Raw genomic sequence first — 12,535 nt, 5'->3', positions numbered from 1 at the left:
AAAAAAAAGGTACAATGTAACAAAATCAACGGAGGTCTGGAATGAAGAAAGAAAGTAAATACCAAGCAGTCGTTTCCTTTCTAAAAAAGGGGATCGAATCAGGAAAATTTCCAACAGGTAGCCGACTTCCCTCCATCCGTCAACTGAGCCAAGACTTCCACTGTAGCAAGGACACTATCCAACGAGCCCTGCTGGAATTACGCCATGAACAATACCTCTATGCCAAACCCCAAAGTGGCTACTATGTTCTAGAACAAGGACAGCACCAAGACTTGGAAATCGAAGTCACTGATGAACATGCCAGTGCCTATGACGACTTCAGAATCTGCGTCAATGAAACCCTAATTGGAAGAGAAAACTATCTCTTCAACTACTATGACAACCAAGAAGGTCTTGAGGAACTGAGACAATCTGTCCATCAACTTCTTTTCAACCAAGCCCTCTACTGCAAACCCGACCAACTGGTTCTAACTTCTGGCACCCAGCAAGCTCTCTTTATCCTTTCTCAGATTGACTTCCCGAGCCAGAGAGCTGAGATTTTGGTCGAACAACCGACTTACCACCGGATGAACCGTCTCTTGGTCGCTCAAGGATTAGCCTACCAGACCATTGAACGCCGTATTGATGGCATTGACCTTGAAGAACTGGAACAACAGTTTAAATCTGGGAAAATCAAGTTTTTCTATACCATTCCTCGCTTCCACTATCCCCTAGGTCATTCCTATTCTGATCAGGAAAAGAAGGCTATTCTGGATCTAGCAAACCAGTATGGTGTATATATCGTCGAGGATGATTATCTAGGTGACTTAGACTCTAAAAAGGGACAAACCTTCCACTATCTGGATACTGAGGATCGGGTCATTTATATCAAGTCCTTCTCAACCAGTCTCTTTCCAGCCCTTCGTATTACCGCTCTCATTCTTCCAAATGCCCTAAAAGAGGCCTTTGTTTCCTACAAAAATATCCTGGACTATGACAGCAATCTCATCATGCAAAAGGCTCTTTCTCTTTACATTGATAGCCAGTTATTTGAAAAAAATCGACTGGCTCGCCTTACCCTTCAAGAGAACTATCAGGCTCAGATTAAGGAAGTACTTGAAAAAAACACCTGTCCCTTGCCCCACTATCCTCTACACGATGGGCTTTTGCTTGATTTGAGGCACTATCCTAAAATTGCCAGTTTGAAACACAGTTCACTCAAACTAGACTTTTTTGAGAAGGCTTATTTGGACACCTGCCCTTATCAGTTCGCCAAAGTCTCTCTTGAAAATCTAGAAGAGCTATTAGAATACATAAAAGCAGAATTGGATTAAAGTCCAACTCTGCTTTTTCTTATTGTTCAACTTCCGTTAGTTTCGCTGCTTTTTCTAGATAGGTTTGATAGGTTCCGTCATCTTTTAGTTTTTGGATAACCTTATCGACTACTGCTTTCAAGTCTGATTGATTCTTCTTGATAGCAACGGCATTGGCTTCGCCATCTTTCATCGTCAAGTTAACAGATGCAACGACAAGGTCTGAGTTTTTACCTGCGTAGCTAAGAGCAACTGGTTCATCCATATGAACAGCATCCACTTTTCCAGCCTGCAATTCATTCACGGCTTCACCCATATTGGTCAAGGATGTCAATTGGGCATTTGGCAATTGTTCCTTGACCATGGTTTCTGGAACAGTTCCCTTTTGAGCTGCGATATTGGCACTTGCGAGGCTTGAAAGATCCTTGTACTTGTCTAAATCGGCTTTTCTAACCAAGAAACTCATCTTATTTTCATAGTAAGGAATTGAAAAGTCAAAGACTTCCTTTCTCTCATCTGTAGCACTAATTCCTGCTATGGCTAAGTCAGCCTTTCCAGTTTGAAGGCTGGTCAATACATTGTCAAAACTCATACTTGAGATTTCAAGTTTAACCCCAAGCTCGTCCGCAATCGCTTGAGCCATATCAATATCTGCCCCAACCACTTGATTTTTACCATCTACCAAGGCTTGGAATTCAAACGGTGCATAGTCCGGGCTGGTCGCAACAACTAGCTTTCCTTTTTGTTTAATAGCGTCCACAGCAGACTGGGAACTATCTGTTCCTGACTGGCAAGCTACTAAAACCACACTGGCAAGCATGCTACAAACAACTAATATCCAATTCTTAAATTTCATAAATAAACGACCTTTCTGTTTTTCCTGAATAATTATAACTCTTTTAAAAATAGTTGTCAACCCTTTTAGAGATTTTGATTGTAAAACCATTCTTTTCATAAAAAAGAAGACTGATTTATTCTAACCAGCCTTTTCTTCTGTATATTTAAACCGTTTCTTATAGTTCGACAATCTTACCCGTTTCAAAGTAAACAACCCATTCACAGATATTTTTTGCGTAGTCTCCGATACGTTCCAAGAAAGAAATGACCTGGAAGTAATCACGGCCTGTAACGATAGCTTCAGGATTTTTCCTAATTTCTTCTGTAGCCAAATCTCGGATGCTATCAAAGTAATGGTTGATTTTTTCATCCATAGCCGCTACTTCGTAGGCTTGATCCACAGAACCGTTGAGATAGAGATCTAGAGCTGCTTCGACGAAGTTTTTCACGTCGCGTCCCATCTTTTTGATTTCTTCTTCAACAGAAGGGATACGTTGCTCCCCCTTCATACGAATGGTCGCCTCAGCGATAGACACTGCATGATCTCCCATGCGTTCCACGTCTGAAACTGCCTTGAGAACGGTCAAGACGGTACGAAGGTCTTGCGAAACAGGTTGTTGGAGGGCAATCATTTCAAATGATTTCTTTTCCAACTTCACTTCATATTCATTAATTTCTGCATCGTCTTCGATGACTTCTTTTGCCAAATCACGGTCATGCGTAACAAAGGCACGCACTGTACGATTGATCTGCGAGAGCACTTCTTGTCCCATAGCATAGAACTGGTTGTGCAATTTCTCTAAATCTTCTTCAAATTGAGATCGTAACATCATTCAACTCCTTATCCAAATTTTCCTGTAATATAATCTTCTGTTTCCTTGTTTTGCGGGTCTAGGAACATCTTCTTCGTATCGTTAAACTCGATCAAATCCCCATCTAGGAAAAATCCTGTTTTATCAGAGATACGTGAGGCTTGTTGCATCGAACGCGTTACCAAGAGCATGGTGTATTTATCCTTCAGACCATACAAGGTTTCCTCAATCTTACCTGCAGAAATAGGATCCAAAGCTGAAGTTGGTTCATCTAAGAGGATGATTTTGGGACTGGTTGCTAAGACACGAGCAACACAAACACGTTGTTGTTGTCCACCTGAGAGACCAATGGCCGAATCATGCAAACGATCCTTTACTTCATCCCAGATAGAAGCACGTTGCAAGGACTTTTCTACTGCTTCATCCAAAACATGTTTATCCTTAACCCCATTGATACGTAGCCCATAGACAACATTTTCGTAGATAGACATAGGGAAGGGATTTGGCTGTTGAAAGACCATACCGATTTCCTTACGCAATTCAACCGTATCAGTACGGGGACTGTAGATATTGTGACCATTATAGACCACTGATCCAGTTGTTGTCACCTCAGGATTTAGATCGCCCATGCGGTTGATGGCTTTGAGTAAGGTGGACTTTCCTGATCCAGAAGGACCAATCAAGGCTGTTATTTCCTTAGGTTGGAAAGAAAGGGAAACACTATTCAAGGCCTTCTTTTTATTATAATAAACGGACAGGTCTGACACCTGTAAAATCGCTTCTGACATACCGTTTCCTTTCTAACCAAAGTGTCCCGTTACATAGTCATTGGTTGACTGTAACTTAGCATTTTGGAAAATATTGGATGTCTTATCGTACTCAATCAAATCACCCAAGTAGAAAAATCCAGTGTAGTCACTTGCACGCGCAGCCTGCTGCATACTGTGGGTAACGATGATGATGGTAAAGTCCTTCTTCAATTCCAACATGGTTTCTTCCAGCTGGGCTGTCGCAATCGGATCCAAGGCTGACGCCGGTTCATCCATCAAGAGGATATCTGGCTTGACAGAGATGGCACGAGCGATACAGAGACGTTGCTGCTGACCTCCAGAAAGCATCAAGGCTGATTTGTGAAGGTCGTCTTTGACCTGATCCCAAAGGGCAGCCTGTCTTAGAGAGGTTTCTACAATTTCATCAAGGACTTTCTTATCCTTAACTCCTGCACGTTCATGAGCAAAAGTGATGTTGCGGTAAATAGACTTGGCAAAGGGATTTGGACGTTGGAAGACCATCCCGATATGCTTGCGCATCTCATAGACATTGATTTCTGGACGGTTGACGTCAATCCCTCGGTAGAGGATTTGACCTGTGACCTTGGCAATATCAATGGTATCATTCATCCGATTGAGACTGCGAAGATAAGTAGATTTCCCTGATCCAGAAGGACCAATCAAGGCTGTAATTTTATTTTTTTCAAATTGCATATCGATGCCCTTGATGGATTCATTTTTACCATAGTAAACATGTAAATCCTTAGTAGAGAGGGCCACTTTTTCTTCAGGGAAAGTGATGATATGCTTTTCATCCCAGTTATATTTTGACATGGCTTCTCCTTTAGGCAGCGGTTAATTTCTTGTGTAAATAGCTTCCGAGTTTGCGAGCTCCAAAGTTAAAAATCAAGATAAAGATGAGGAGCACGGCGGCAGAACCAGCAGATACAATGGTAGCATCAGGAATGGTTCCTTCACTGTTGACCTTCCAGATGTGGACAGCCAAGGTTTCTGCTTGTCGGAAGATTGAGATAGGGCTGGTAACACTGAGGATATTCCAGTTAGACCAGTCAAGGGCTGGAGCGGATTGTCCTGCAGTATAGATAAGAGCGGCGGCCTCACCAAAGATACGGCCAGATGCCAAGACAACACCCGTTACGATACCTGGAAGGGCTTCTGGAATGACGACATGGACCACCGTCTCCCAACGAGAAATTCCAAGGGCCAGACCAGCCTCACGTTGTGTATGGTGAACGTGTTTTAAACTGTCCTCAACATTTCGTGTCATCTGAGGAAGGTTAAAGACTGTCAAGGCCAAGGCACCTGAAATGATTGAAAATCCATACTCAAACTGGACTACAAAGATCAAGTAACCAAAGAGACCCACAACGACTGATGGTAGAGAAGACAAAATCTCAATACAGGTACGAATAAAATTGGTCACAGGTCCTTTTTTGGCATACTCAGCGAGGAAAACACCAGCTCCCATAGACAGGGGAACAGAAATGATCAAGGTAATGACCAAAAGGAAGAAGGAATTATAGAGCTGAATCCCGATACCCCCGCCTGCTTGATAAGAGGAGGATTTCCCAGTCAAGAAGGACCAAGAGATATGCGGTAACCCTCTCACCAAGATATAGAGAATCAAAGATGCCAAAATGGTCACGATGATACCCGCGATGGTATAGAGGACAGCTGTTGCAAGTTTATCTAATTTCTTAGCGTGCATAGTTTTTCTTTCCTCTTTCTTTCGTAATCAATTTAATCACACTGTTAAAGGCCAAACTCATCAAGAGCAATACCAAGGCCAGTGACCAGAGAACGTTATTATCAACCGTTCCCATGACGGTATTTCCGATACCCATAGTCAATACAGATGTCAAGGTCGCAGCTGGTGTTGTTAACGAGGTTGGGATAACTGCTGAGTTTCCGACAACCATCTGAATAGCAAGGGCTTCACCGAAGGCACGCGCCATCCCAAAGACCACTGCAGTGAAAATACCTGAACGTGCTGCTTTCAAGGTCACACGCCAGATGGTTTGCCAACGAGTGGCTCCCATAGCTAAACTAGCTTCACGGTAATGACGAGGAACAGCACGCAAGCTGTCTGTTGTCATAAAGGTTACAGTTGGTAGGATCATGACAAAGAGAACGAAAATCCCTGACAAGATCCCAAAACCAGTTCCACCAAAGACGCTACGAACAAAAGGCACCACAACTTGTAAACCGATAAATCCATAGACGACTGAAGGAATACCAACGAGGAGTTCAATGGCTGGTTGCAAGATTTTTGCACCCTTTGGTGAGACTTCGGTCATAAAGACTGCCGCACCAATAGCAAAGGGTGTTGCGATGAGAGCTGATAAAATCGTCACAATAAAGGAACCCAAAATCATTGGAAGGGCACCAAATTGTTTTCCTGAAGGATTCCAAGTTTGTCCAAAGAGGAAATCAAAGATGTTGACCCCATTAACAAAGAAGGTCGATAAGCCTTTTTGGGCTACAAAAATCAAAATCATCGCCACAATGATAACAATCAAAGAAAGGCAGGTGAAGGTCAAACCTTTACCGAACTTCTCAAGGCGAGAGTTCTTTGAAGGAGAGAGTAATTTTTTAGATAATTCTTCTTGATTCATTATTGACCTCCTTCTACTGCTGTAACGGTACCTGAAGCATCCTTTTGGACTTTCATTTCATTGATAGAGATATAGCCCATGCCCTTAACAATTCCATTTTGTGCTTCATCTGAGAGGACGAAATTCAGGAATTCAGCAGCTAACTCATTTGGCTGACCAAGTGTGTACATATGTTCATAAGACCACAAAGGCCAGTTGTTGGTCGTTACATTTTCAGATGTAGGTTCATACCCATTCAGTTTCATGCTTTTCACGGAGTCATCTACATAGGCAAAGGCTAGATAAGAAATGGCTCCAGGGGTTTGGGATACAATGGACTTGACCATCCCGTTAGAATCCTGTTCTTGGCTCTGCATTGCCGCTTGGCCATTCATAACCACCGTATCAAACGTCGCTCTTGAACCAGAACTTGCTGCTCGGTTGATGATTGAAATGGCCAGGTCTTTGCCCCCAACTTCTTTCCAGTTGGTCACTTCACCAGTAAAAATCTTGCGAAGTTGCTCGGTTGTGAGATTTTCAACATCCACTTCCTTGTTTACAATCACTGCAAGACCAGCCACTGCAACCTTGTGGTCTACTAGAGCTGAAGAATCGATTCCTTCTTTTTCCTCTGCAAAGACGTCAGAGTTCCCGATGTCAACTGCTCCAGACTGGACTTGAGATAGTCCTGTACCCGATCCTCCACCTTGAACATTGACTGTTTTTCCGATGTTTCTAGAACCAAATTCATCTGCTGCCGCTTCGACAAGAGGCTGAAGAGCAGTTGAACCAACGGCTGTCATGGATTCTCCACGATCAATCCAGCTAGAGCATCCTGCTAGAGAACCTGCCATCAAAAGAGCTGCAAGAGACATGACGAGCTTTTTTCTTTTTTTCACTGTTATTCTCCTTGAACATAATGATAAATGTTCTGATTTCTTCCGTTTGTCCTGATCATCCAATTATCATCAATGATTGCCCCTCTTCATTTTATCTAGTCATTCTTAGGAGCGGACAATTCCATCGTATAATATAAGTAATAATGAAAGACTATCAGAAAAAACTCATACTTCCACTATAACATAGAATAGGCTCTTTGACTAGCTTTTTCACCTGAATCTGAGCCCTTTTGGATAATAATTTTTCAAAACATTTCCCGTTACTTTGGCAAAGCCTAATCCGTTTCCTTGAACCACAACTTGATACCATCCATTTGGTAGAGCTTCAGACAATTGAACAGTCTCACCAGCCACATATTTTACAAAGTCCTCATCATTGATTTCGACCCTTTGTTTCACTTGGCTTGGTTTCAAGGCTAATCCCAGAGCAAAGCTTGGTTCGAATCGTTTCTTCTTAAACGTCCCCAGATGGAGCCCATTTCTGGCAATTTTGAGCTTCCCTAGATCAGGTAGCATCTCTGGCAAGAGATAGAGCTGATCTCCAAAAGTCTGCAAGATACCAGTTAGATTGACCTGTAAGTGTTTTTGGGCAAATTCTTGCCACAAGTCCAGCTGTTCACGACTGAGATTGCTCTTGCTAGCTTTGAATTTAGGTGCTGGATTTTGTCCCTTAAACTGTAAGTGTGCAACAAACTGGCCTTCTCCCTTGAAATGATGAGGATACATCCGCGCAGTTTCAGGAAGATCAATTCCTGCTACCATACCGTTCACATGCTCGACTGGAAGCAGTTCAAATTCATAAGTATCCAGCAACCAGTGGATGATTTCTTCATTTTCCTCAGGTGCCCAAGTACAGGTCGAATAAACCAGACGACCACCTTCAGCAAGCATGGTCACTGCATCTTCTAAAATTTCTCTTTGGAGACTAGCACATTGGCTAGGATAATCGGTACTCCAATAATCCATGGCATCGGGCTGCTTACGAAACATCCCTTCACCCGAGCAAGGGGCATCAAGTACAATCACATCAAAATAACCTTTAAAAACCTTGGCCAAGCGATCAGCAGATTCATTGGTTACAACAACATTTGTAGCTCCAAATCGCTCCATATTTTCCACTAAAATCTTAGACCGCTTGCTTGAAATTTCATTGGAAACAAGGACTCCTTGATTAGCCAGATAAGCTGCTAGTTGAGTGGATTTTCCACCTGGTGCTGCCGCCAAGTCCAAGACCTTCATGCCAGGAAGGGGCTGAGCTATCTGGGCCACCATTTGGGCTGCAGGCTCTTGCGAATAAACGAGACCTGTCACGTGCTCTGGTGACTTCCCTGAGACCTTACCATAGTGTCCCCAAGGTGTATGGAGAATAGCATCCGCAAACGACAACTGACTTTCTTTTAAGGGATTAACCCGAAAAGCCGATACTGCTTCCTGTTTAAAAGAGGCAAGAAAATCTCTTGCCTCATCTTCTAGTATCGCTTCATATTTTTCAACAAATCCTTTTGGAAATTGCATTTAGTTTTCTTTCCTTTCGTAGATATAAGACTGAATCTCTTCTTGCATCTCGATTGGCACCATCATGACAGGCTGACGCGTTTTAAAATCAGCGGGCTCACCTGATACTGTAAGAAGACGATAACCCAGACTTTCCCCTAAGATACTGGCCGCAGCGTAGTCCCATGGCTGTAGGTAGGTAATGTAAGTCAGAAGTCGACCTGATAAAACCTTGGAAAAACTAATGGCCGCACTACCGTAGACACGGACTCCCAACGCTGCTCGACCCAAATCACCCAAGCCCCACTCATTGGTTTCAAACATACTTGAGTTACCGGCAACTAAAAATTCTTGAAGAGGTTTCTTTTTAAAAGGCGGTAAGGGATCATTATTACGACAAGGAGGAAAGGCACCACCACCATGGTAACAATCGCCTTTCATGACATCATAGATGATGCCAAATTTGCCCACACCATCCTCAAAATAAGCCAACATAACGGCAAAATCTTCCTGCTGGGCGACAAAATTATTGGTACCGTCAATGGGATCAATCACCCAAACACAACCTTGACCGACTGCAGCACGCAGACAACCCTCTTCCGCGCAAATCAAGTCCTCAGGATAGGAGGACTTGATCCGATCAACCAAGAGTTGCTGGACCTCCTTGTCCAAACGTGTTACCAAGTCAGTAGGGGAAGACTTGCGCTCAACCTGCAAATCTTCTTTCATGTGAGCCAAAATGTAATCTGCAGCTTCTTGCACAATCTGTTTGGCAAATTCAAATTTAGTTTCCAAGAGAAATCTTCCCTTCTCTTTTTTCTTTTGCTAATTGAACCGCATGATAGAAGGAATAACCGCTAGCCGTTTCAAATTCGCGGCCTAGGCGCTTTTCTTCACTTTTGCTCGGAACGACTGACTTAAATTCCTTGTAAGACTCTAGCAGTTTTTTAGCTTCTACCTTATCTTCATAGGCGGCTTCAACATCATTAAAAAAAGAAAGCACTGAAGCAAGTTCTTCAGTGCTCCACGACAAATCTAGTGGGTAACTATACTGTTTGTTCATCTATCCTATACCAGCTCTCAATGTTGCTTCTTTCAATTCTTGCTTACGGTAACTACGAGGGAGAAAAGCACGAATCTCATCTTCATTAAAACCGATCTGCATGCGTTTGGTATCTATAATAATTGGGCGACGCAAAAGACTAGGATATTGCTCGATCAACTGAAGCAACTCCGATACCGAGATACTCTCTACATCAATATCTAATTTTTGGAAGATTTTTGAACGAGTTGAAATGATGTCATCAGTACCATTTTCGGTCAAGGAAAGAATATGTTGTAATTCTTTTCTTGTTAAAGGACTAGTCATAATATTATGCTCTTGAAAGGGCACTTTATGCGTCTCTAACCAAGCCTTTGCCTTACGACATGATGTACAACTCGGTGATAAAAATAGTGTAATCATGCTTTTCTCTTCTTTAATCTATACTTACTATTTCTATTATACAAAAAAATAAAGCGCTTGACTAGGTATTTTTAGAAAAAAAGCCTATTTTTTCATAGAAAATAGACTCTTTTCTGTAAAAATTACCTGTTTTACAAGTTTATCTTTAGGATAACCTAACAATAAATAGGGAGCAGAGTAACTTCTCTCGTTTTTTATTAAAAATACAAAATTTTTTCCACTATTTCCTTGAAGCTTTAACAAGAAGGAAACCAAACATTCCTTCATACAAAGCAAAGAAAAGTAAAAAGGCATGGAGAAAGAAAGTCTCTGGCAAAATCCAAATAACGGGATCCTTTGCTGGATCAAAAAGCCAGGTATCATCTCCGACGAAGAGAATCTGATGGAAAAGAGTAAAGAATTGCTCAAAACCAATCAACACTCCCACAAGCCCAACGACCAGAGGCAATAGCACTAAAGTCAGAATACTTTTACGATATAGGGGCAAAAAGCCTTTTTTCACAATCTTTCTAACAAAGAAATAGAAACTTGGAAGTGTCACTAGGGCAACTAGCTGAACCAAGTGGAAGAGATTCTTCACCACCGCAAAGTGGTGTAGACCAGCCGCTGACGAACGAAAATCTGGCATCTCTAAGACCTGACTAAAGGGATTGGTCAGGTAATTCATCAAGATATGAAAGTTGTACTGAATGGTTTCGGGCTTTAGATAGACTCGATTCGCTAAGTTCAGCCACTCAATTTCCAAAGGATAGAAAATCCATGCCAGATAAATAGTCAGTAGGATAGAAAGGGAGAGGAAAAAGAGCATACTTCCCCAAAAGGTCAGTTTAGTTTTCATCAAAATTCCACTCCGCAAGGCTAGACACCACATGAGTTGGTGCGATTGGCAGGTCCGCCACTTCTTCTGCTTTGGTAAAACCTGTCGTCACCAAGAGCGTTGGAATGCCATTGTCAATCCCTGCTCGGATATCTGTCAGGTAGTTGTCCCCAACCATGAGCAATTCTTCTCTTTTCAAGCCCAAGTGCTGAACTGCCTTATCCATAATGATAGCATTTGGTTTTCCGATATAAACTGGTTTTACCCGTGTTGCTACTTCAAGAAGTGTTACCAGTGAACCAGCTCCTGGCAAAAGACCACGTTCCGTCGGGATATTGAGGTCAGGGTTGGTTCCGATAAAGTGAGCCCCCTTTTGGATAGCTAGAGTTGCTGTGGCAAATTTTTCATAGTCAACTTGCCAGTCCAGTCCAACGACCACATAGGCAGGATTTTCCTTGTCTTCGACATAACCTGCCGCCTGGATAGCATCCTTGAGCCCTGCTTCACCAATGACATAGACTGTCTTTTCCAGTCCCAAGTCGTTCATATAGTCGATGGTTGCCAAAGTTGCTGTATAGACAGTTGATAGAGGGGTATTAATGTTAAAATTCTGAGCCAACATCTCTTGAACACTCTCAGGAGTACGAGTTGTATTATTGGTTACAAAGAGATAAGGAATTGCTCGCTTTTGTAACTCATGGACAAAAGCCTCTCCCGCTGGAATCCGGTCTTTCCCCTTGTAGATAGTTCCGTCTAAATCAATTAAATAACCTTTATAAGCCATATCGTCCTTTCTAATTGCCTTCAATTTCTTGCCAAGTAATCATGGCTTGGGCATTGATCTCGCCATCACTGATAATCTCATGCTTGCTTTCTAGTCCCTTGAGTTCATAAGCTGAAGCAATCATGCCACCTGGTCGCACTTCTTTGACATATTTGAGATTGATTTTCTTTGGAATATACTTGGTCAAAAAATCTGCTCCCATGACTTCAAAAATCCAATCCAAATATTTGCTATTATTGACATGACCATTCATATCCAAGTCGTAAAAACGAACATGGTAGTCTTTACTGATCGGATCTTCTAGATTTGCATACTTTGGCCCACGGATGAGTTTTTTATCAAACTCAGACTGGTAAGGCGCAACAATCTCCGGTTCGACAGCATGGACTTTACGACTGTCTCTGTCCATGAGAACAAAGGTTGCTACCATGCGAATGATTTCTTGACCTGCTTCATCATAGATAGTGAAACGGCGGTAGCAAAAGAGACGATTGTAAGTCAATGCTTCTGTTTCAATCGTAATCTCTTCAGCAAAGCGAGGCAAGCGAACCACGTCAATCGCATAGTCTGTAATAATCCAGACCAGATTGTAACGTTCTAACACATCCTTATCGCTAACTCCCAGTTCAATCGACTGCATACCTGACACTTGCAGGGACAGCAAAATTACATCTGGAAGTTTGATATGACCGTTCATGTCCGCCATATCAAAAGGAATTTTCATTTTCATTTGATAAGTTAAGCCCATTG

General features: G+C 42.3%; 15 protein-coding genes. 1 reads left to right on the top strand and 14 read right to left on the bottom strand.

Annotated features, from left to right (window positions below):
• The first annotated feature begins 41 nt into the window (after window positions 1–41).
• Entirely contained in the window at window positions 42–1,313 is a 1,272-nt protein-coding gene (locus tag B7723_RS03760) for an aminotransferase-like domain-containing protein (protein ID WP_084849840.1), read from the top strand.
• A 19-nt stretch (window positions 1,314–1,332) separates the two neighbouring features.
• Here B7723_RS03760 and B7723_RS03755 read toward each other — a convergent pair whose 3' ends face one another.
• The 14 genes from B7723_RS03755 to B7723_RS03685 form a co-directional block, all read right to left on the bottom strand.
• Window positions 1,333–2,148: an ABC transporter substrate-binding protein gene (locus tag B7723_RS03755; protein ID WP_084849868.1), complete on the bottom strand. Its 816-nt coding sequence runs from the start codon at window positions 2,146–2,148 to the stop codon at window positions 1,333–1,335.
• A 157-nt stretch (window positions 2,149–2,305) separates the two neighbouring features.
• Complete coding sequence (gene phoU, locus B7723_RS03750; RefSeq protein ID WP_084849841.1) at window positions 2,306–2,959, bottom strand: phosphate signaling complex protein PhoU; 654 nt, start codon at window positions 2,957–2,959, stop codon at window positions 2,306–2,308.
• Between the two features lie 11 nt (window positions 2,960–2,970).
• A complete protein-coding gene (gene pstB, locus B7723_RS03745) occupies window positions 2,971–3,729 on the bottom strand; it encodes a phosphate ABC transporter ATP-binding protein PstB (protein WP_084849842.1) in 759 nt (252 codons plus the stop codon).
• A 12-nt stretch (window positions 3,730–3,741) separates the two neighbouring features.
• Entirely contained in the window at window positions 3,742–4,545 is an 804-nt protein-coding gene (gene pstB, locus B7723_RS03740; RefSeq protein ID WP_000049851.1) for a phosphate ABC transporter ATP-binding protein PstB, read from the bottom strand.
• Between the two features lie 10 nt (window positions 4,546–4,555).
• Window positions 4,556–5,440 (bottom strand): phosphate ABC transporter permease PstA, encoded by an 885-nt coding sequence (gene pstA, locus B7723_RS03735; RefSeq protein ID WP_000543055.1) that lies wholly within the window; start codon window positions 5,438–5,440, stop codon window positions 4,556–4,558.
• Window positions 5,430–6,347: a phosphate ABC transporter permease subunit PstC gene (gene pstC / locus B7723_RS03730; protein WP_001070951.1), complete on the bottom strand. Its 918-nt coding sequence runs from the start codon at window positions 6,345–6,347 to the stop codon at window positions 5,430–5,432. The genes pstA and pstC overlap by 11 nt, the downstream gene beginning before the upstream one ends.
• On the bottom strand, window positions 6,347–7,225 hold the full coding sequence (locus tag B7723_RS03725; RefSeq protein WP_084849843.1) for a phosphate ABC transporter substrate-binding protein PstS: 879 nt from the start codon (window positions 7,223–7,225) through the stop codon (window positions 6,347–6,349). Before B7723_RS03725 ends, pstC begins: the two co-directional genes overlap by 1 nt.
• Before the next feature lie 210 nt (window positions 7,226–7,435).
• Window positions 7,436–8,740 (bottom strand): RsmF rRNA methyltransferase first C-terminal domain-containing protein, encoded by a 1,305-nt coding sequence (locus B7723_RS03720; RefSeq protein ID WP_084849844.1) that lies wholly within the window; start codon window positions 8,738–8,740, stop codon window positions 7,436–7,438.
• A complete protein-coding gene (locus tag B7723_RS03715; protein ID WP_084849845.1) occupies window positions 8,741–9,514 on the bottom strand; it encodes an inositol monophosphatase family protein in 774 nt (257 codons plus the stop codon).
• Window positions 9,504–9,782 (bottom strand): UPF0223 family protein, encoded by a 279-nt coding sequence (locus B7723_RS03710; RefSeq protein WP_001041968.1) that lies wholly within the window; start codon window positions 9,780–9,782, stop codon window positions 9,504–9,506. The genes B7723_RS03715 and B7723_RS03710 overlap by 11 nt, the downstream gene beginning before the upstream one ends.
• Window positions 9,783–10,184, bottom strand: coding sequence for a Spx/MgsR family RNA polymerase-binding regulatory protein (locus tag B7723_RS03705; protein WP_000631261.1), 402 nt, complete (start codon window positions 10,182–10,184; stop codon window positions 9,783–9,785).
• Window positions 10,185–10,404: 220 nt separating this feature from the next.
• Window positions 10,405–11,022, bottom strand: a complete 618-nt coding sequence (locus tag B7723_RS03695) for a TIGR01906 family membrane protein (protein ID WP_162279215.1) — start codon at window positions 11,020–11,022, stop codon at window positions 10,405–10,407.
• On the bottom strand, window positions 11,012–11,785 hold the full coding sequence (locus B7723_RS03690; RefSeq protein WP_084849847.1) for a TIGR01457 family HAD-type hydrolase: 774 nt from the start codon (window positions 11,783–11,785) through the stop codon (window positions 11,012–11,014). The genes B7723_RS03695 and B7723_RS03690 overlap by 11 nt, the downstream gene beginning before the upstream one ends.
• A 10-nt stretch (window positions 11,786–11,795) precedes the next feature.
• Window positions 11,796–12,533, bottom strand: coding sequence for an acyl-[acyl-carrier-protein] thioesterase (locus tag B7723_RS03685; RefSeq protein ID WP_049490189.1), 738 nt, complete (start codon window positions 12,531–12,533; stop codon window positions 11,796–11,798).
• Window positions 12,534–12,535: the final 2 nt, after the last annotated feature.

This window comes from Streptococcus oralis subsp. oralis (genome assembly GCF_002096435.1).
Lineage (GTDB): Bacteria > Bacillota > Bacilli > Lactobacillales > Streptococcaceae > Streptococcus > Streptococcus oralis_AA.
Note: the sequence above shows the minus strand (reverse complement) of the source record. Positions and strands in the feature narration are given on the sequence as shown.